Annotated in this window: 14 protein-coding genes and 6 tRNA genes; 16 read left to right on the top strand and 4 right to left on the bottom strand. The window is 62.6% G+C overall.

Annotation, left to right across the window (positions count from 1 at the left end; genetic code table 11):
* Positions 1-190 precede the first annotated feature (190 nt).
* Entirely contained in the window at positions 191-2206 is a 2016-nt protein-coding gene (gene uvrB, locus KW568_RS21205) for an excinuclease ABC subunit UvrB (protein WP_003247179.1), read from the top strand.
* Positions 2207-2333: 127 nt separating this feature from the next.
* Here uvrB and KW568_RS21200 read toward each other — a convergent pair whose 3' ends face one another.
* Positions 2334-3824, bottom strand: coding sequence for an MDR family MFS transporter (locus tag KW568_RS21200; protein ID WP_172830958.1), 1491 nt, complete (start codon positions 3822-3824; stop codon positions 2334-2336).
* 49 nt (positions 3825-3873) lie between these two features.
* Positions 3874-4929, bottom strand: a complete 1056-nt coding sequence (locus KW568_RS21195) for an HlyD family secretion protein (protein WP_004577219.1) — start codon at positions 4927-4929, stop codon at positions 3874-3876.
* A 143-nt stretch (positions 4930-5072) separates the two neighbouring features.
* Here KW568_RS21195 and gltX point away from each other — a divergent pair, with 143 nt between their 5' ends.
* The 12 genes from gltX to KW568_RS21135 all read left to right on the top strand — a co-directional run bounded on the left by gltX (position 5073) and on the right by KW568_RS21135 (position 11988).
* A complete protein-coding gene (gltX, locus tag KW568_RS21190; protein ID WP_003247183.1) occupies positions 5073-6554 on the top strand; it encodes a glutamate--tRNA ligase in 1482 nt (493 codons plus the stop codon).
* Between the two features lie 345 nt (positions 6555-6899).
* A tRNA-Ala gene (locus KW568_RS21185) sits at positions 6900-6975 on the top strand.
* 72 nt (positions 6976-7047) lie between these two features.
* Positions 7048-7123: transfer RNA gene (locus KW568_RS21180), tRNA-Glu, on the top strand.
* Between the two features lie 51 nt (positions 7124-7174).
* Positions 7175-7250 (top strand) — tRNA-Ala (locus KW568_RS21175).
* 42 nt (positions 7251-7292) lie between these two features.
* Positions 7293-7368: transfer RNA gene (locus KW568_RS21170), tRNA-Glu, on the top strand.
* A 61-nt stretch (positions 7369-7429) separates the two neighbouring features.
* Positions 7430-7505, top strand: a tRNA-Ala gene (locus KW568_RS21165).
* A 42-nt stretch (positions 7506-7547) separates the two neighbouring features.
* Positions 7548-7623 (top strand) — tRNA-Glu (locus tag KW568_RS21160).
* Between the two features lie 170 nt (positions 7624-7793).
* Positions 7794-8333: a TetR/AcrR family transcriptional regulator gene (locus KW568_RS21155; RefSeq protein WP_004577676.1), complete on the top strand. Its 540-nt coding sequence runs from the start codon at positions 7794-7796 to the stop codon at positions 8331-8333.
* A gap of 15 nt (positions 8334-8348) precedes the next feature.
* Positions 8349-9227 carry an alpha/beta fold hydrolase gene (locus KW568_RS21150; RefSeq protein ID WP_259536691.1) on the top strand — a complete coding sequence of 293 codons (879 nt, stop codon included), beginning with the start codon at positions 8349-8351 and terminating at the stop codon, positions 9225-9227.
* A gap of 104 nt (positions 9228-9331) precedes the next feature.
* Positions 9332-9766 carry a thioesterase family protein gene (locus KW568_RS21145; protein WP_003247186.1) on the top strand — a complete coding sequence of 145 codons (435 nt, stop codon included), beginning with the start codon at positions 9332-9334 and terminating at the stop codon, positions 9764-9766.
* A gap of 51 nt (positions 9767-9817) precedes the next feature.
* Positions 9818-10789, top strand: coding sequence for a tRNA-dihydrouridine synthase (locus KW568_RS21140; protein ID WP_003247187.1), 972 nt, complete (start codon positions 9818-9820; stop codon positions 10787-10789).
* Positions 10790-11544: 755 nt separating this feature from the next.
* Positions 11545-11988 (top strand): Hsp20 family protein, encoded by a 444-nt coding sequence (locus tag KW568_RS21135; protein WP_003247188.1) that lies wholly within the window; start codon positions 11545-11547, stop codon positions 11986-11988.
* An 89-nt stretch (positions 11989-12077) separates the two neighbouring features.
* Here the strand turns inward: KW568_RS21135 and KW568_RS21130 are convergent, their stop codons facing one another.
* Positions 12078-15374 carry a bifunctional diguanylate cyclase/phosphodiesterase gene (locus KW568_RS21130; protein WP_004576934.1) on the bottom strand — a complete coding sequence of 1099 codons (3297 nt, stop codon included), beginning with the start codon at positions 15372-15374 and terminating at the stop codon, positions 12078-12080.
* 57 nt (positions 15375-15431) lie between these two features.
* Positions 15432-16310 (bottom strand): LysR family transcriptional regulator, encoded by an 879-nt coding sequence (locus tag KW568_RS21125; RefSeq protein WP_003247190.1) that lies wholly within the window; start codon positions 16308-16310, stop codon positions 15432-15434.
* A 131-nt stretch (positions 16311-16441) separates the two neighbouring features.
* Here KW568_RS21125 and leuC point away from each other — a divergent pair, with 131 nt between their 5' ends.
* From leuC to KW568_RS21110, 3 genes are all read left to right on the top strand, one after another.
* On the top strand, positions 16442-17875 hold the full coding sequence (gene leuC / locus KW568_RS21120; protein ID WP_003247191.1) for a 3-isopropylmalate dehydratase large subunit: 1434 nt from the start codon (positions 16442-16444) through the stop codon (positions 17873-17875).
* Positions 17872-18516 (top strand): 3-isopropylmalate dehydratase small subunit, encoded by a 645-nt coding sequence (gene leuD, locus KW568_RS21115; protein WP_004576935.1) that lies wholly within the window; start codon positions 17872-17874, stop codon positions 18514-18516. The genes leuC and leuD overlap by 4 nt, the downstream gene beginning before the upstream one ends.
* A 116-nt stretch (positions 18517-18632) precedes the next feature.
* The gene (locus tag KW568_RS21110; RefSeq protein WP_003247193.1) at positions 18633-19397 is read left to right on the top strand and encodes a class I SAM-dependent methyltransferase; all 765 of its coding nucleotides are present in this window, start codon (positions 18633-18635) and stop codon (positions 19395-19397) included.
* Positions 19398-19441: the final 44 nt, after the last annotated feature.

Genomic DNA, 19441 nt, shown 5'->3' with positions numbered 1-19441 from the left:
CCGACCGGTCACCGCGACACTCTGGCGCAGCTTTTGGGGCTATTTGCGCAAATATTTTTCGACCATTGGTCTAAATGCCGTGTCCACCGTTGAGCCCGCCCACACCTGTGCCTTGAAAGCGCCCCCGAACGGGCGCATTTGGGTATAGACTACTGGCTAAATTTACAGCTGCTGCACCGCGAGGTCCTTCATGTCCGAGTTCCAGCTCGTCACACGTTTCCAGCCGGCCGGCGACCAGCCCGAGGCTATCCGCCAGTTGGTCGAAGGCATCGAGGCGGGGCTGTCGCACCAGACGTTGCTCGGGGTGACCGGTTCGGGCAAGACCTTCAGCATTGCCAACGTCATCCAGCAGGTGCAGCGCCCAACGCTGGTGCTGGCGCCCAACAAGACGCTGGCCGCGCAGTTGTACGGGGAGTTCAAGGCGTTCTTCCCCAACAACGCGGTGGAGTACTTCGTTTCCTATTACGACTACTACCAGCCGGAAGCCTACGTACCTTCGTCAGACACCTTCATCGAGAAGGACGCCTCGATCAACGACCACATCGAGCAGATGCGCCTGTCGGCGACCAAGGCGCTGCTGGAGCGGCGTGACGCGATCATCGTGACCACCGTGTCGTGCATCTACGGTCTGGGCAGCCCCGAGACCTACCTGAAAATGGTTCTGCACGTGGACCGTGGCGACAAGCTCGACCAGCGCGCGCTGCTGCGCCGGTTGGCCGACCTGCAGTACACCCGCAACGAAATGGACTTTGCCCGCGCCACCTTCCGGGTACGCGGTGACGTGATCGACATCTTCCCGGCCGAATCGGACCTGGAAGCCATCCGCATCGAGCTGTTCGATGATGAAGTGGAGAACATCGCCGCCTTCGATCCGTTGACCGGCGAGGTTTTCCGCAAGCTGCCACGTTTCACTTTCTACCCCAAGAGCCACTACGTCACCCCGCGGGAAACGCTGCTGGAAGCAGTGGAGGGCATCAAGGAAGAACTGAAGGAGCGTCTGGAGTACCTGCACAAGGCCAACAAGCTGGTCGAAGCGCAGCGTCTGGAGCAACGTACCCGCTTCGATCTGGAGATGATCCTCGAGCTGGGCTACTGCAACGGCATCGAAAACTACTCGCGCTACCTGTCCGGGCGCCCGGCCGGGGCACCGCCGCCCACCCTGTACGATTACCTGCCGCCTGATGCGCTGCTGGTGATCGACGAATCCCACGTTAGCGTTCCGCAGGTCGGCGCCATGTACAAGGGCGACCGTTCACGCAAGGAGACCCTGGTCGAGTACGGCTTCCGCATGCCTTCAGCGCTGGACAACCGGCCGATGCGTTTCGACGAGTGGGAGGATGTCAGCCCGCAGACCATTTTTGTTTCGGCCACTCCGGGCCCCTACGAGGCTGAGCATGCCGGGCGCGTGGTGGAGCAAGTGGTGCGTCCGACCGGGCTGGTCGACCCGCAGGTAGAGGTGCGCCCGGCGCTGACCCAGGTCGACGACCTGCTGTCCGAGATCCGCAAGCGTGTCGCGGCAGGCGAACGTGTGCTGGCGACCACGTTGACCAAGCGCATGGCCGAGGACCTCAGCGATTACCTGGCCGACCATGATGTGCGGGTACGCTACCTGCACTCGGACATCGACACGGTGGAGCGGGTGGAGATTATCCGTGACCTGCGCCTGGGCACCTTCGACGTGCTGGTGGGCATCAACCTGCTGCGCGAGGGCCTGGACATGCCCGAGGTGTCGCTGGTGGCCATCCTCGATGCGGACAAGGAAGGTTTTCTGCGTTCCGAGCGCTCCCTGATCCAGACCATTGGCCGCGCGGCACGTAACCTCAATGGCCGGGCCATCCTGTATGCCGATAACGTAACAGGCTCGATGCAGCGGGCCATTGACGAAACCGAGCGTCGCCGCGAGAAGCAGATCGCCTTCAACGAAGCCAACGGCATCGTGCCCAAGGGCGTGGTCAAGGACATCACCGACATCATGGAGGGTGCCGCCGTGCCTGGTGCGCGCAGCAAGAAGCGCAAGGGCATGGCCAAGGCGGCGGAGGAGAGCGCCCGTTACGAGGCCGAACTGCGTACGCCGGGCGAGATCACCAAGCGCATCAAGCAGCTGGAAGAAAAAATGATGCAGTTCGCCCGCGACCTGGAGTTCGAAGCTGCGGCGCAGTTGCGTGACGAGATTGCGCAACTGCGGGAGCGGTTGATTAGCAGCTGAAGCCGGGCGCGGGCCCTGTGGGAGCGGGCGTGCCCGCGAAGAATTCAACGCGGTGGCTGGCACCGGCTGCGCCGGTGTTCGCGGGCATGCCCGCTCCCACAGGGACCGCATCTGATCTGTAATAGCCTCAATGGGCCTCCCCAGCCTTCAGCCCCTCCGGCAACTTGCGGGTCAGCAACACCGCCACCATGCTCACCGCCAACCCGATCCCGACAAAGTGGAAGGCATCGTTGTAAGCCATGATCAGTGCCTGCTGGTGGGTAATCTCGCTAAGTTTGCCCAGCGCCGCATTGTCATTGCCCAAGCGCTCCGCCAATTGCGCCAGCCGCTCAGCCACCTGCGGGTTGCTCGGCACCACCGATTCGCGCAGGTAGTCGAAGTACACCTTGGTGCGCGCATCCAGCAGGGTGGCCAGCAAGGCAATACCAATCGCGCCACCGAGGTTACGCAGAATATTGAACAGGCTCGACGCGGACCCTGCATCCTGTTGTTGGATATACGCGGTGGCAATCAGCGAAATGGTCACCATGATCATCGGTTGACCCAGGGCGCGGATGATCTGGATATGGTTGAACTGCGGCCCGGCAAAGTCCGGGTTGAGCACCCCCGAACCGAAACTGGCAGCGCCGAACAGGCAAAACCCCAGCGCGCATAGTACCTTGGGCGATATCACCTTCATCAGTTGCGGCACCAGCGGGATCAGGAACAGCTGCGGAATACCCATCCACATGATCACTTCGCCAATCTGCAAGGCGTTGTAACCCTGTACCTGCGCCAGGTACAGCGGTAGCAGATAGATCGACCCGTACAGGCCCACGCCCATGCCCAGGCTGGCGATGCTCGACAGGCCAAAGTTGCGGTTGCCAAGAATGCGCAGGTTGATCAGTGGGTGTGGCTTGGAAAACTGCAAGATGACGAAGGTGATCAGGCTGACCAGGGCAACACTGCCCAGGCCGACGATCAGGTGTGACTCCAGCCAGTCCTTGCGATGGCCTTCCTCGAGAAACACCTGCAGGCAGCCCAACCCAAGGCCGAGCGTGACGATGCCGGCGTAATCGGTACTTTTCAGCAGCTCCCAGTGCGCCTCCTTCTTCTCAAGCCCATACAACAAGCCGGCGATCATTAGCAGGCCTGGTGGGATATTGATGTAGAAGATGTATTCCCAGCCCCAGTTTTCGGTCAGCCAGCCGCCCAGGGTGGGACCGATGGAGGGGGCAAAAGTGGCGGTCATGGCGAACATCGCCATGCCTTTGGCACGGTGGTGCTCGGGCAGCTTGATCAACGTCAGGGTGAAGGCCAGCGGGATCAGCGCGCCACCGGTGAAACCCTGCAAGGCGCGGAACAGGATCATGCTCTCCAGGTTCCAGGCCATCGAGCACAGCAGCGACGACAGCAGGAAGCCGCTGGATACCCACACCGCCAGGCGCCGCGCCGACAGCAGCTGCACCAGCCAGGCCGTTAGCGGGATCATGATGATTTCCGCCACCAGGTAGGAGGTTGAAATCCATGAACCTTCTTCCAGGGTCGCCGACAGAGCGCCCTGGATGTCCTTCAACGAGGAATTGGTGATCTGGATATCCAGCACTGCCATGAAGGCACCGAGCATCACGCTCATCACCGCGATCCAGTCGCGTCGGGTTGGCTCCGCCGTGGGGCGCAGCAGTTGGTCACCGGCCATTGTGGCCTTCGTCTGCGCTGCGCAGGTCGACGGTGGCGGTCACCGACATGCCGGGGCGAATACGCCCGTGCAACGGGTTGTCGGCGCTGAACGTGAGTTTTATCGGGATGCGCTGCACAACTTTGGTGAAATTGCCGGTGGCGTTGTCCGGTGGCAGCAGGCTGAACTGCGCACCGGACGCGGCGAACAGGCTGTCCACCCGGCCTTCGATCGGTGTGTCGGGGTAGCTGTCGAACAACAGCTCCGCGCGCTGGCCGGGGTGCATGCGGCCGATCTGGGTTTCCTTGAAGTTGGCCTGCACCCAGATGTCTTCATCCGGCACGATCGACAGCAGGTAGGCGCCGGCCTGCACCACTTGGCCATTGCGCGCATTACGCTGGCCAATGGTGCCGCTGATCGGCGCATGGATTTCGCAGCGGGTCAGGTTCAGTTCGGCCTGGGCCAGGTCGGTGCGGGCATTGGCGATTTGCGCATCGAGGCGCTTGAGTTCGGCGTTCAGGGCGGTGACCTGCTGGCGCTGGCTTTGCAGGTCGGCGCGGGCCTTGTCGACCTGGGAGCCGGCGACATGGCTGTCCGCCGACAGGGTAGTGACCCGCTCCTCAGAGACAAAACCCGGCTTGCGCAGCTTCTCGGCACGGCTCAGGTCCAGCCGTGAACGGTCGAACGTGGCCTGGGTGGCCGCCAACTGGGCCTGGCCGGCGGCAATCAGGCTGCCTTGTTGGGTGAGGCGGCTTTGCGCTTGTGCGTACTCGGCTTCGCGGGTGGCCAGGGCGGCACGGGCGCGTTCGACCGCCAGCTCGAAGTCGGCGGCTTCCAGGCGCACCAGCAGGTCGCCCTTGCTGACGTGCTGGTTGTCCTCGACCGGTACCGTTTCGATACGTGCGCCAAGCTGGCTGGAGATACGGGTGATCTCACCCTGCACGTAAGCGTTGTCGGTGCTCTCGTAGAAGCGGCCCTTGAAGTACCAGTGGCCCAGGAAGGCGAGGGCGATGATGGCCACCAGGGCGAAGAAGAGCGTCAGGCGGCGTTTGAGTTGGGCAGGCATGGGGACTATCGTTCCAGAAATGTAAACAAATTTAACAGCGGTACCGGGCCTGTCGACAAGTGACGTTCGCGCCATTGCTGGAGCCCGGTGCCCGCCTCCTGCTAACATCCCGCCTTTGTTTCATCTTTCGTTCGAGACTCTCCATGACCACCGTACGCACGCGTATTGCGCCATCGCCTACCGGCGACCCCCATGTCGGCACTGCCTACATCGCCCTGTTCAACTACTGCTTTGCCAAGCAGCACGGCGGTGAGTTCATCCTGCGCATCGAAGACACCGATCAGCTGCGCTCCACGCGTGAGTCGGAGCAACAGATCTTCGACGCCCTGCGCTGGCTTGGCATCGAATGGAACGAAGGCCCGGATGTCGGCGGCCCGCACGGCCCTTACCGGCAGAGCGAGCGTGGCGAAATCTACGCCAAATACGCTAAAGAGCTGGTAGACGCCGGCCACGCCTTCTACTGCTTCTGCACCGCCGAAGAGCTGGAGCAGATGCGTGCCGAGCAGCAGGCTCGCGGCGAAACCCCGCGTTACGATGGCCGTGCATTGCTGCTGAGCGCCGAAGAAGTGCAGCGCCGCCTGGACGCTGGCGAGCCGCACGTGATCCGCATGAAGGTGCCGAGCGAGGGTATCTGCGTGGTGCCGGACATGCTGCGCGGCGATGTCGAGATCCCGTGGGACCGCATGGACATGCAGGTACTGATGAAGAACGACGGCCTGCCGACGTACTTCCTGGCCAACGTGGTCGACGACCACCTGATGGGCATCACCCACGTGCTGCGTGGTGAAGAGTGGCTGCCATCGGCGCCCAAGCTGATCAAGCTGTATGAGTACTTCGGCTGGGAGCAGCCCAAGCTGTGCTACATGCCGCTGCTGCGCAACCCGGACAAATCCAAACTGTCCAAGCGCAAGAACCCGACCTCGGTCACCTTCTACGAGCGCATGGGCTTCATGCCTGAAGCGATGCTCAACTACCTTGGCCGCATGGGCTGGTCGATGCCTGACGAGCGCGAGAAGTTCTCGCTGGCCGAAATGGTCGAGCACTTTGACCTGTCGCGTATCTCGCTGGGCGGCCCGATCTTTGACATCGAGAAGCTGTCCTGGCTCAACGGCCAGTGGCTGCGTGAGCTGCCGGTAGAGGAATTCGCCGCACGCCTGCAGAAATGGGCGTTCAACAGCGACTACATGATGAAGATTGCCCCGCACGTGCAGGGCCGGGTAGAAACCTTCAGCCAGGTTGCCCCGTTGGGCGGGTTCTTCTTCGAAGGTGCGCTCAAGCTGGACGCCAAACTGTTCGAAAGCAAGAAACTGTCGGCCGACCAGGTGCGCCAGGTGATCCAGCTGATCCTGTGGAAGCTTGAAAGCCTGCGTCAGTGGGAAAAAGAGCGCATCACCGGTTGCATCCAGGCTGTGGTCGAAGCGCTGGAGCTGAAGCTGCGTGACGCCATGCCGCTGATGTTCGCCGCCATCACGGGCCAGGCCAGCTCGGTTTCGGTGCTGGACGCCATGGAAATCCTCGGCCCCGACCTGACGCGCTACCGCCTGCGCCAGGCCCTGGACCTGTTGGGTGGAGTGTCGAAGAAAGAAAACAAAGAGTGGGAAAAGCTGTTGGGCTCCATCGGCTGACCGTTTTCCGAGCACCGCTGTTGAGCACTGTGGGAGCGGCCTTGTGTCGCGAAAGGACTGCAACGCGGTCCCACAATCTTTGACTCGACGCAAATCCGTCGGGGCCGCTTTGCGGCCCTTTCGCGACACAAGGCCGCTCCCACAGGCATTTCCCTGAGGGCCAAGTGGCCGGATTGAGTGGAGCAGGGCGGTAAGTGATTGTTATCTGTGAAAAAATTTTTGAATATTTTTGAAAATTCGTTTGACAGCCTTGCAATCCGAACTTAATATGCGCCCCGTCCACAGCGATGAACGAAAACGAAACGCCAGGCACCCAGCCAGCGGTTCAGTTCAAAGCGACATTGTGGGGCTATAGCTCAGCTGGGAGAGCGCCTGCATGGCATGCAGGAGGTCAGCGGTTCGATCCCGCTTAGCTCCACCAAATTCCGCTTAGCAGCCAAGGCTGATAAGCAAGACCGGGTCCAGCAACCAGGTCTTGAAGGTAAGAAGGTTCGTCCCCTTCGTCTAGTGGCCTAGGACACCGCCCTTTCACGGCGGTAACAGGGGTTCGAGTCCCCTAGGGGACGCCAGTTTTACACAAGCGATGTTGTTATGTCGCTGGGCCGCGAGGCTAGAAATCCGGGGCTATAGCTCAGCTGGGAGAGCGCCTGCATGGCATGCAGGAGGTCAGCGGTTCGATCCCGCTTAGCTCCACCAATTTTGCCGCGGTTCGCGTTAGCGGATCGGCACGAAGGTTACGTCCCCTTCGTCTAGTGGCCTAGGACACCGCCCTTTCACGGCGGTAACAGGGGTTCGAGTCCCCTAGGGGACGCCACTTTTCCTGCGTTTTGCAGGGCTTTAAAAGGCTCGTCGCTTATTGATGAGCCTTTTGTTTCGGGGCTATAGCTCAGCTGGGAGAGCGCCTGCATGGCATGCAGGAGGTCAGCGGTTCGATCCCGCTTAGCTCCACCATTTCTGCCAGGGTTCACGCAAGTGGATCTTCGCGAAGGTTACGTCCCCTTCGTCTAGTGGCCTAGGACACCGCCCTTTCACGGCGGTAACAGGGGTTCGAGTCCCCTAGGGGACGCCACGTTTACCCGCGTTTTGCGGGACTTTAAAGGCTCATTCGCTTATTGAATGGGCCTTTTGTTTTTTCCCTTCTCAATAATTTGCCCCCGACAAACGGCCGCACATTTTGCTTGCCAAAAAATATGATGAGAATAATATTTCGATCATCATATTTTGTGTGGTGTGTGCCAGATGAGCGACAAGAAGAGCAAAACCCGCGAACGCATTCTGGAAGCTGCGCGCAGTGCGCTGATCCAGCACGGCCCGGCCGAGCCCAGCGTCAGCCAGGTGATGGGTGCGGCAGGCCTGACCGTCGGGGGCTTCTATGCGCACTTCGACAGCAAGGACGAACTGATGCTCGAGGCGTTCCGCCAGTTGTTGGGTGAGCGCCGTGCCTTGCTCGCCCAGATCGACCCCAATCTCGATGGCGCCGGGCGGCGAGCGCTGGCCGGGGCTTTCTACCTCTCGCGCAAGCACCGGGACTGCGAAGTCCATGCTTGCCCGCTGCCTAACGCGTTGGGCGAAATGCAGCGCCTGCCGGAGGTCTTCCGCGAGGTGCTGGCCGAGCATATCGAGTTGATGACTGCCGCGATGGTCGACCGCCCTGAGGATGCTGACAAAGCATTGGCCGACCTGGCCCTGATGGTGGGGGGGCTGGCGCTGGCCCGGGCCTTGGGGGCCAGTGACCTGTCTGACCGTATTCTGCGCGCCGCCAAATCGGCGGTGCTTTAACCCTGGAGCATGGCGATGACCACCCTGAGCTGGATTCGCGGTGTCAATGGCACCTTGGGCCGCCTGGCCCCCGAGCATGTCGCGGGCAAGATGCGCCGTGCCTTCATGACCCCGCGCAACCTGCCGCCGCGGGATTGGGAGCTGCCTGTGCTGGCCAGCGCCGAGCGCATTACACTGCGCTTCGGCCTGTCTGCCTTGCGCTGGGGGCAAGGGCCGACCGTGCTGCTGATGCACGGTTGGGAAGGGCGCCCGACGCAGTTTGCCGCCTTGATCGAGACCTTGGTTCAGGCGGGGCATACGGTGGTGTCGCTGGAAGGGCCTGGGCATGGTCGTTCGCCTGGCGAGCAAGCGAATGTGGTGCTGTTTGCCCGGGCGCTGCTTGAGGCTGCGGCTGAGTTGCCGCCCTTGCGTGCAGTCATTGGCCATTCCATGGGTGGGGCGAGCGTGCTGCTGGCTTTGCAGATGGGGCTGCGTACAGAGGCGGCTGTCAGCATTGCAGCGCCGGCGCGGTTGCTCGGTGTGTTGCGTGGTTTTGCCCATCGCCTGGGGCTGCCTGCACGGGCGCGGGCAGCGTTCATTCGCCAGATCGAGCGCGATGTGGGCATGCAGATTGCGCGGCTGGATGTCACGGGTTACCAGCTGGAACTGCCGGGGCTGGTGGTGCATGCTGCCGATGATGCTCTCGTGCCCGCAGATGAGGCACATGTGATCCACAAGGCCTGGTTCGACAGCCGGCTGATGCTGCAGGAAGGGGGTGGTCACCAGCGAGTGCTGGCCGACCCGCGGCTGAGTGACGCCGTGCTCGAATTGCTGGCTCGGGCTGAAGCGGTCAGTGTCGGGGCGGCTTCAGCCGCGAACATCGGCATCGCCGGTGCCACCCACCGCGGTGTCTGATTCGCGGGCAAGCCCGCTCCTACAACGACCGCTTCAGGCTCGCTGGGGCTGGACATTGCCCCGCAGATCGCTGCTAAATCGCCTTTTGCGCCAAGGAAGCGAAAATGAGCTGGGACCTGGCAACACCCTTCGTCATCGACCTGCGCGTCGGCAGCGAGGACATCGACGGCCTTGGCCACGCCAACAATGCCGTCTACGTCACCTGGCTTGAGCGCTGCGCCTGGCGCCACTCCCAGCGTCTGGGGCTGGACCTGGCCGAGTACCGGCGCCTTGACCGGGCGATGGCTGTGGTGCGCCACGAAATCGACTACCTGGCCGCCGCCTATGAAGACGATGAGCTGCAGCTGGCCACCTGGATCATTGACTGGGACCAACGCCTGCGCATGACGCGGCGGTTTCAGCTCAAGCGCCCGCGCGATGGTGTGACGCTGCTGCGTGCGCAAACCACCTTTGCCTGCATCGAGCTGTCCAGCGGCAAGCCCAGGCGCATGCCGGCGGAATTCGTCGAAGGTTACGGTCCGGCGCTGATCGGCGCCTGAGTCGCCGGCATTTTTTGTTAAACTGCCGGCTTTTTCCGCTGAGACCCCGACATGCAAATTGCTCTGGCCCCGATGGAGGGGCTGGTCGACAACATCCTGCGCGACGTATTGACCCGTGTGGGCGGTATCGACTGGTGCGTCACCGAGTTCATTCGCGTGTGCGACCGCCTGCTGCCGGCGTCCTCGTTCGACAAGCTGGCGCCTGAACTGCGTCAGGGCGCGCGCACGGCTTCCGGTGTGCCCATGCGCGTGCAATTGCTGGGTTCGGACCCGGTATGCCTGGCGGAAAACGCCGCACTGGCTTGCGAGCTTGGGGCGCCGGTGATCGACCTGAACTTCGGTTGCCCGGCAAAGACGGTGAACAAGTCGCGCGGTGGCGCGGTACTGCTCAAAGAGCCGGAGTTGCTGCACGCCATTGTGCGTGAAGTGCGGCGTGCGGTGCCGGCGAACATTCCGGTGACCTCGAAGATGCGTCTGGGCTTCGACAGCCCCGATGGGGCACTGGAGTGCGCCACGGCGCTGGCCGAGGGCGGTTCGGCACACCTGGTGGTGCACGCACGGACCAAGGTTGAGGGCTACAAGCCGCCAGCGCACTGGGAGTGGGTGGCGCGGGTGCAGGATGTGGTCAAGGTCCCGGTGTTTGCCAATGGCGAGATATGGACGGTCGATGACTGGCGGCGTTGCCGCGAGGTCAGTGGCGCTGAAGACATCATGCTCGGGCGTGGGCTGGTATCGCGCCCGGACCTGGGCCTGCAGATTGCAGCGGCGCGGGATGGGCGCGACTATCAGCCGATGAGCTGGCATGATTTGTTGCCACTGTTGCGTGAGTTCTGGCGCCAGGCCCAGGCCAAATTGTCGCCGCGTTATGCGCCAGGGCGGATGAAGCAGTGGCTGGCGATGCTGACTCGCAGTTACCCCGAAGCGGTGGTTTTGTTTGCCGAGTTGCGTCGGGAAGATGACTGCGCGCGGATCAGCCGGTTGCTAGGGGTTGAGGCGCAAGCGTTGGAGGCTTGCGTCGCCTGAGCAGGGCGCTACGCGGGTACGGCACCTGTAGGCGCGGGGTCACCCGGGAAAGGGCCGGGCCTGCTGGCCAATTACCACCCGCCGATCACCGTTGCCGCCGCCACCGTATTCGCGGGCAAGCCCGCTCCTACACACACACACACACGCATCGGTGGTTGGGCATAGGCCGTCGTAGGAGCGGGTTTACCCGCGAAGAGGCCGGCCCAGCTGGCCAATCTCCACCTTCCGTTCACCGTTGCCGCTGCCACCGTATTCGCGGGTAAACCCGCTCCTACACACACGCATCGGTGGTTGGGCACAGGTCGTCGTAGGAGCGGGTTTACCCGCGAAGAGGCCGGCCCAGCTGGCCAATCTCCACCTTCCGTTCACCGTTGCCGCTGCCACCGTATTCGCGGGTAAACCCGCTCCTACACACATCGGTGGTTGGGCGCAGGCCGTCGTAGGAGCGGGTTCACCCGCGAAAGGGCCGGGCCTGCTGGCCAATTTCCACCGGCCGTTCACCGTTGCCGCCGCCACTGTATTCGCGGGTAAACCCGCTCCTACACGCACACACACACACACGCAGCGGTGGTTCGGCGCAGGTCGTCGTAGGGGCGGGTTGACCGGCAAATAGGCCATCAGGCCCCGTGCAAAAAAAATCAAATTTTTTCTGTTTGCCCCTTGAAAGCGTTTCCCTCGGCCATATCTTTTGAGTACGCGATGCCGAAGCCGGGTCGCGTAATGACTTACTTGCTGAATCTCAGGAGTTTATGACCATGACTACTGCTTTCTCTCTTGCTCCACTGTTCCGTCATTCCGTTGGTTTCGACCGTTTCAACGACCTGTTCGAATCCGCGGCACGTAACGAGGCCGGTAGCAGCTACCCGCCCTATAACGTGGAAAAGCATGGCGATGACCACTACCGGATCGTGGTTGCTGCAGCTGGTTTCCAGGAAGAAGACCTCGACCTGCAGGTCGAAAAAGGTGTCCTGACCGTGACCGGTGGCAAGCGCGACAATAGCGCCGCTGAAGTGACCTACCTGCACCAGGGTATCGCACAACGCGCCTTCAAGCTGTCGTTCCGCCTGGCAGATCACATCGAAGTGAAGGCTGCCGGCCTGGCCAATGGCCTGCTCAGCATCGACCTGCTGCGCATCGTGCCTGAAGAAGCCAAGGCCAAGCGCATTCCGATCAATAGCGAAAAACCAGCGCTGAACTGACCGCGCGGCACTGAAAAAAGGGCACCTCCAGAGGTGCCCTTTTTCGTGCTTCTCACGCGGTCCCAGGTAGGTGCGCGGCCGTCATGCGATCAGTAATCTGCCGGCGCCTCCAGCAACATCTGCCGAAACTCCAGCAACGGTAATGGCCGGCTGTGCAGATAACCCTGGTACAGATGGCACCCCAGCCGCTCGAGAAACGCCAGCTGTTCGGTCAGCTCTACCCCTTCGGCTATCACCGCCAGGTCCAGACTGCGCGCCATGGCGACAATGGCGCGGACAATTTCTGCGTCGTTGGGGTCGACCGGTGCATCGCGCACGAAGCTCTGGTCGATCTTCAGCGCATCGACCGGCAGGCGCTTCAGGTAAGTCAGCGAGGAATAGCCGGTGCCGAAGTCATCCATGGCAAAACTCACCCCATAGCGCTTCAGCTCGCGCATCTTGCTGATGGTGTCTTCCAGGTTCTGGATGACGATGCCTTCCGTGATTTCCAGCGTCAGCATCTGTCGCGGCAGGCGGTAATCGTCCAGGCTGCGCAGCACCCGCCCGACAAAGTCGTTCTGGCGGAACTGTCGCGGGCTTATGTTCACGCACAGGCTGAAATCATCAGCATCGATCAACCCGTCGGTGAGCATGCGGGCGCAGGCGTCGCAGGCTTCGTCGAGAATCCAGCTGCCAACTTCAAGGATCAGGCCGCTTTCTTCCAGTACCTGAATGAACTGCGAGGGCGGTTGCTGGCCCAGTAGCGGGTGGTGCCAGCGCAGCAGTACTTCAGCACCGACGATGCGGTTGTCGCGGGCATCCACCTGCGGCTGGAAGTGCAGCGCCAGTTCGCCACGGGCCAGGGCCAGGCGCAGGTCGTTTTCCATGCGCAGGCGCTCGCTGGCGGCCTTCTGCATGGTGGTGTGGAACAGCTGTGTGGTGTTGCGACCGGAGTCCTTGGCCCGGTACAGGGCGATATCGGCACGCTTGAGCAGGTCGGCCGGTGTGGTGCCGTGGTCGGGGATCAGCGCCACGCCGATGCTGGGCGTTACCTGCAGGCGCTGGCCATCCAGTGACATTGGCTCGGCCAGCAGTTCGCGAAGGGTGTCGGCCAGCTCGCGCACTTTCTCTTCCACGTGTTCGCGGCTCCCTTCCAGGCCGCTGAGCAGCACCACGAATTCGTCGCCCCCCAGACGCGCCACGGTGTCCTCCAGGCGCACGCTGGCCTCAAGGCGGGCGGTGATGATCTTCAGCACAGTGTCGCCCACCGGGTGGCCCAGCGAATCGTTGATGTGCTTGAAGTGGTCGAGGTCGAGGAACAGCAGGGCGCCACGCAGGTTATGACGCTTGAGCAGGGCGATCTGCTGGCTCAGGCGGTCCATCAGCAAGGCGCGGTTGGGCAGGTTGGTCAGCGGGTCGTGATAGGCCAGGTGGCGTATCTGCGCCTGGGCGTTCTTCAGCTGGCTGACGTCGCGGGCGGTCAGCAGCAGGCAATCCACTTCGTTGAGGGTGATCGGTTCCACCGAAACCTCGACCGTGAGGATATCGCCACGCTTGTTGCGCCCGAGCATCTCGCGGTGGTGTACCCGGCCGCGCTCGTGCAATTCGGCCAGCAGCGCGCTGCGCTGCTTGTCGTCGGCCCAGATGCCGATCTCATAAACCGTGTGGCCGATCACGTCGGCAGTACTGTAGCCGGTCAGGCGGCAGAAGCCGTCGTTGATTTCCAGGTAGCGGCCGCTGTGGCGTTCGGTGATGGTGATGGCGTCGGGGCTGGAGTGGAAGGCCTTGGCGAACTTCTCTTCGCTGGACTTAAGCGCGGCTTCGGCGCGTTGTTGCTGGGTGATGTCGCGCAGGGTGGTAACGCTGCAGGGCTGGTCGTCGACGGTGATCAGGCGGCTGGAAATCACACAGGTCATCGGGGCGCCATTGCGGTGGTTGAGTACCACGGCGACGTTGCTCAAGGCCTGTTCGCGGATCACCTGCTCGATACGTTTGGCGCGCTCGACGGACTCGGCCCACAGGCCGATTTCCTCTGCGGTACGCCCAAGCACCTGCTCGCTGCTCCAGCCGAAGGTCTGGGTGAACGCCGGATTGATCTCGATGAACTGGCCAGTGTCCTGGCGGGTGACGCAGATCGGGTCGGGGCTGACCTGGAACAGGCTGGCAAACTTCTCTTCCGAGGCGCTCAGGCGCTGTTCGCGCTCCACCTGATCGGTGATGTCGAGCAAGGTGCCCGCCATGCGCAGGGGGATGCCCTGGTCGTCGCGGTACAGCCGCGCGCGGCTTTCGATGTAGCGTGAAGTGCCGTTTTCCAACTGCACTCGGTAGGTGATCTGATAGTTGCCGGCAGGCCCTTCGCGCAGGCTGCGGTAGGCCTGTCGCATCGAGTTGCGCTCTTGCTCCGGCACACCTTCGAAGAACGCATCGAACGATTCATGAAAAGGGATGGGCGGCAAGCCATGCAGCTGCGCCGCGCGGGCTGAGCCGTAGAGCATGCCGCTTGGGATGTGCCAGTCCCAGGTGCCCAGTTGCGCCGAGTCCAGGGCCAGGTCCAGCCGCTCCTGGCTGTCCTTCAGGGCCTGCTCGGCACGCTTGCGTTCGGTGGTGTCGACGAATGTACTGATCAGGAAGGTCACGCCTTCCAGCTCGATGCCCTGGGTGCACAGGATGCCGTCATGCACCTTGCCGCTGGTCGCGCGAAATTGCACCTCCATGATCAACGGGCCGCCGTTGGCGCGGGTCGACTCCATGATCTGGTGGCGCTGTTCGGGGTTGACCCACAGGCCCAGTTCCAGGCTGGTCTTGCCGATCACCTGGCTGCCGGGCCAGCCGAACATGTTTTCGAAGTGCTGGTTGACCTCGAAGATCATGCCATCGTGGCGACGGGTCAGCAAAATGGCGTTGGGGCTCAGGTGGAACAGCGTGGCGAAGCGCTTTTCCGAATTGATCAGTGCTGTTTCCCGTTCGCGCTGGCGGGTGATCTCGCGGATCACGCCGATCATCTGCGGTCGGCCGTGCGGGTCGTGGGTCAGGCTGCCGTTGATCTCCAGCCAGTGCAGGCTGCCGTCCGGCCAGCGGATACGGTGGCGCATGGCTTGCTCCACCGGCTCGCCATTGACCACCGCCTGGAACACCTGACGCGTGCGGGCGCGGTCCTCCTCGGGCAGCAGGTCGAGGTAATCGATATCGGCGGGCAGTGGCCGCTGTGGATCGAAACCGAACAGGGCCTGGGTGCCCCGCGACCAACTGACCCTGCCGCTTTCGATATCCCATAGCCAGGCACCCAGGCGCGCACCGTTGAGCGCTGCCAGCAGTTGCGGGGCGTTCTGCCAGGCCTGCTCGGACTCCTGGGGATCAGCGGCAGGTATTCGCGGCAGGCGCAAAAAGCGGTTTGCTGATTTGGGCATCGGTACCAGACCTTTGGCGTATGACGTGTCCTTGGAATCGGAATAGCTGACAGCCAGTCAGGTGGGCCCTGAGTGGCTGTCGAGCAGGGCCATGAATGCCCTGGCCGCATTCGATAGCGTACGCTCCGTGTGCAGAATGTAGCCTAGCTGGCGCGACAGCTGTATGCCGGGCAAAGCGATGGGTGAAACCTGTTCGTCGAGCATGGTGCGTGGCAGCACGCTCCAGGCCAGGCCGATCGACACCATCATCTTGATGGTTTCCAGGTAGTTGGTGCTCATGGCGATGTTCGGCGTCAGGCCCTGGCTTTCGAACAGGCGCTGGACAATATGGTGGGTAAAGGTATTGCCGCCGGGAAACACCGCCGGGTGGCGGGCGACGTCAGCCAGGCTGACCGCCTGGTTGTTGGCCAGCGGGTGCTCGGGGGCGGCGACAAAGTCCAGGGCGTCATCCCACACCGGCACGGCCTTGACCAAGTGGTGTGGCTCGGGCGCCAGGGTGATAACGGCGATTTCGGCGCGGCCATGCAGAATCTCGTCGTAGGCCTGTTCCGAATCCATGAACTGAATATCCAGTGCCACTGCCGGGTACTGGCGGGTGAAAACCCGTAGTAGCGGGGGCAGGCGGTGCAGGCCGATGTGGTGGCTGGTGGCCAGGGTCAGGCGACCGCTCACGGCCCCGGTCAGATTGGTCAGCGCCCGTCGGGTATCATCCAGGACGTTGAGAATCTGGTAGGCCCGCGGCAGCAGTGCGCGCCCGGCTTCAGTCAGGGTTACTTCGCGGCCCAGGCGGTCGAACAGGCGCACGTCCAGTTGCTGCTCCAGGCCGGCGATGCGTTTGCTGATGGCCGGCTGGGTCAGGAACAGGCGTTCGGCTGCGCCGGAAAAGCTGCCGGTTTCGGCAATGGCGATGAAGGCGCTGAGGTTGGCCAGGTCCATGGTGTCGTATTCCTTTGGGTTATCCAAAGCATAAAAATTATGAATTTGAGTTATTCAATCTAACCCCCTAGCATCGTCCGTACAAGCCAAGGGGTCTTTGGCATAGAAAGACGCTGATGAGGAACAGTCTGATGGCTGGCAAAACGCTCTACGACAAACTCTGGGAAGCCCATGAGGTCAAGCGCCGTGATGACGGCTCGTCCTTGATCTACATCGACCGCCACATCATCCACGAAGTGACGTCGCCCCAGGCCTTCGAAGGCCTGCGCCTGGCCAACCGCAAGCCATGGCGTATCGACGCCAACATCGCCACGCCCGACCACAACGTGCCGACCACGCCAGAGCGCAAGGGCGGTATCGAGGCGATCGTCGACCAGGTATCGCGCCTGCAGGTGCAGACCCTCGACGAGAACTGTGACGAATACGGCATCGTCGAATTCAAGATGAACGACGAGCGCCAGGGCATTGTCCACGTCATCAGCCCGGAGCAAGGCGCCACCTTGCCGGGCATGACCGTGGTCTGCGGTGACTCGCACACCTCCACCCACGGCGCCTTCGGTGCCTTGGCCCATGGCATCGGCACTTCCGAGGTCGAGCACGTGCTCGCCACCCAGTGCCTGGTCGCCAAGAAGATGAAGAACATGCTGGTGCGCGTGGAAGGCCAATTGCCGGCCGGCGTCACCGCCAAGGATATCGTCCTGGCCGTGATCGGCAAGATCGGCACTGCCGGTGGCAACGGTCACGCCATGGAATTCGCTGGCAGTGCCATTCGCGAATTGTCGATGGAAGGCCGCATGACCATCTGCAACATGTCCATCGAAGCCGGTGCCCGCGTTGGCTTGGTGGCGACCGATGCCACTACCGTTGCCTACGTCGAAGGGCGCCCGTACGCGCCGAAGGGTGAGCAGTGGAAGCAAGCGGTCGAATCGTGGAAAGACCTGGTTTCGGATGACGATGCCGTATTCGACACCGTGGTCGAGCTGGATGCCAGCCAGATCAAGCCACAGGTCAGCTGGGGCACTTCGCCCGAGATGGTTCTGGCCGTCGACCAGCGCGTACCGGATCCGGCGGCCGAAGCCGACTTGGTCAAGCGTGGTTCGATCGAGCGTGCCTTGAAGTACATGGGGCTGACCGCCAACCAGGCGATCACCGACATCAAGTTGGACCGTGTGTTCATCGGCTCGTGCACCAACTCGCGAATCGAGGACCTGCGCGCTGCGGCGGAAATCGCCAAGGGCCGCAAGGTGGCCGCCAGCGTCAAGCAAGCCATCGTCGTGCCAGGTTCGGGTCTGGTCAAGGCCCAGGCCGAGCGTGAAGGCCTGGACAAGATCTTCCTCGAAGCCGGTTTCGAATGGCGTGAACCAGGCTGCTCGATGTGCCTGGCGATGAACCCGGACCGCCTGGAAAGCGGCGAGCATTGCGCGTCCACCTCCAACCGCAACTTCGAAGGCCGTCAGGGCGCCGGTGGCCGTACCCACCTGGTCAGTCCGGCCATGGCCGCCGCTGCCGCGGTAGCCGGCCACTTCATCGATGTCCGCGAGTTGATCCAAGGGAGCGCAGCATGAAAGCCTTTACCCAGCACACTGGCCTCGTCGCACCGTTGGACCGTGCCAACGTCGACACCGACCAGATCATCCCAAAGCAGTTCTTGAAATCGATCAAGCGCACCGGCTTTGGCCCGAACCTGTTCGACGAGTGGCGTTACCTGGACGTGGGGCAGCCCTACCAGGACAACAGCAAGCGCCCGGTCAACGAAGAGTTCGTGCTCAACCACGCGCGCTACCAGGGCGCCAGCGTGTTGCTGGCGCGGGAGAACTTTGGTTGCGGCTCCAGCCGTGAACATGCCCCTTGGGCGCTGGACGAGTACGGCTTCCGCAGCATCATTGCGCCAAGCTTTGCCGACATTTTCTTCAACAACAGCTTCAAGAACGGCTTGCTGCCGATCATTCTCAGCGATGAGGAAGTCGACGAGCTGTTCAAGCAGGTCGAAGCCAACCCGGGCTACCAGCTGACCATCGACCTGCAGGCGCAGGCGGTGACCCGCCCAGATGGCAAGGTGCTGCACTTCGAAATCGATGCATTCCGCAAGCACTGCCTGCTCAACGGTCTGGACGATATCGGCCTGACCCTGCAGGACAGCGACGCGATCAAGGCCTTCGAAAGCAAGCACCGCGCCAGCCAGCCTTGGCTGTTCCGTGATGCCTGAAGTTCGTAGGTGACAGTGCGGGCCTCTTCGCGGGCAGAGGGTTACGCGGTCGTTGTAGGCGCGGGTTTACCCGCGAAGAGGCCGGCACAGGCAACAAAAATCTAAAGGAACGAGACATGACCAGCACCCAGCACATCGATGTGGTCCAACGCCAGTTCGGCGAGCAGGCCAGCGCCTACCTCAGCAGCGCCGTGCACGCCCAAGGCAGTGAATTCGCCCTGCTGCAGGCTGAGCTGGCAGGGCAGGCCCATGCCCGCGTGCTGGACCTGGGCTGCGGTGCCGGTCATGTCAGCTTCCACGTCGCCCCGCTGGTTGCCGAAGTGGTCGCCTACGACCTCTCGCAGTCCATGCTCGACGTGGTCGCCAGCGCCGCCGCCGAGCGTGGCCTGGCCAATATCACGACCGAACGCGGCGCTGCCGAACGCCTGCCGTTCGCCGATGCGTCGTTCGAGTTCGTCTTCAGCCGTTATTCGGCCCACCACTGGAGCGACCTGGGCCTGGCCCTGCGCGAGGTGCGCCGGGTGCTCAAGCCCGGTGGTGTGGCGGCGTTCATCGACGTGATGTCGCCGGGCAGCCCGCTGCTCGACACTTACCTGCAAACGGTCGAAGTGCTGCGCGACACCAGCCATGTGCGCGACTACTCCGCCGCCGAGTGGCAACGCCAGGTCAGCGAAGCCGGCCTGCACGTGCGCAGCCACACCCGCCAACCGTTGCGCCTGGAGTGGAGCACCTGGGTTGAACGCATGCGCACCCCCGAGCCGATGCGCGTGGCCATCCGCCAGTTGCAGCAAGCCATGGGCGAAGAAGTACGGCAGTATTACCAGATCGAGGCCGACGGCTCATTCAGCACCGATGTGCTGGTGTTGTGGGCCGAGCGTTAAGCACTTTTCGGTGGGGCCCGCTTGGCCACGCCGCGTGAATGGAT

It is taken from the genome of Pseudomonas sp. HD6515 (assembly GCF_024971855.1).
Taxonomy (GTDB): Bacteria; Pseudomonadota; Gammaproteobacteria; order Pseudomonadales; family Pseudomonadaceae; genus Aquipseudomonas; species Aquipseudomonas alloputida.
Note: the sequence above shows the minus strand (reverse complement) of the source record. Positions and strands in the feature narration are given on the sequence as shown.

Coding starts and splice junctions, on each gene's coding strand:
- KW568_RS21155 (WP_004577676.1), top strand. CDS start 7,794: ATGAGCGACAAGAAGAGCAAAACCCGCGAACGCATTCTGGAAGCTGCG.
- KW568_RS21195 (WP_004577219.1), bottom strand. CDS start 4,929: ATGCCTGCCCAACTCAAACGCCGCCTGACGCTCTTCTTCGCCCTGGTG.
- KW568_RS21145 (WP_003247186.1), top strand. CDS start 9,332: ATGAGCTGGGACCTGGCAACACCCTTCGTCATCGACCTGCGCGTCGGC.
- gltX (WP_003247183.1), top strand. CDS start 5,073: ATGACCACCGTACGCACGCGTATTGCGCCATCGCCTACCGGCGACCCC.
- KW568_RS21140 (WP_003247187.1), top strand. CDS start 9,818: ATGCAAATTGCTCTGGCCCCGATGGAGGGGCTGGTCGACAACATCCTG.
- uvrB (WP_003247179.1), top strand. CDS start 191: ATGTCCGAGTTCCAGCTCGTCACACGTTTCCAGCCGGCCGGCGACCAG.
- KW568_RS21110 (WP_003247193.1), top strand. CDS start 18,633: ATGACCAGCACCCAGCACATCGATGTGGTCCAACGCCAGTTCGGCGAG.
- leuD (WP_004576935.1), top strand. CDS start 17,872: ATGAAAGCCTTTACCCAGCACACTGGCCTCGTCGCACCGTTGGACCGT.
- KW568_RS21135 (WP_003247188.1), top strand. CDS start 11,545: ATGACTACTGCTTTCTCTCTTGCTCCACTGTTCCGTCATTCCGTTGGT.
- leuC (WP_003247191.1), top strand. CDS start 16,442: ATGGCTGGCAAAACGCTCTACGACAAACTCTGGGAAGCCCATGAGGTC.
- KW568_RS21130 (WP_004576934.1), bottom strand. CDS start 15,374: ATGCCCAAATCAGCAAACCGCTTTTTGCGCCTGCCGCGAATACCTGCC.
- KW568_RS21125 (WP_003247190.1), bottom strand. CDS start 16,310: ATGGACCTGGCCAACCTCAGCGCCTTCATCGCCATTGCCGAAACCGGC.
- KW568_RS21150 (WP_259536691.1), top strand. CDS start 8,349: ATGACCACCCTGAGCTGGATTCGCGGTGTCAATGGCACCTTGGGCCGC.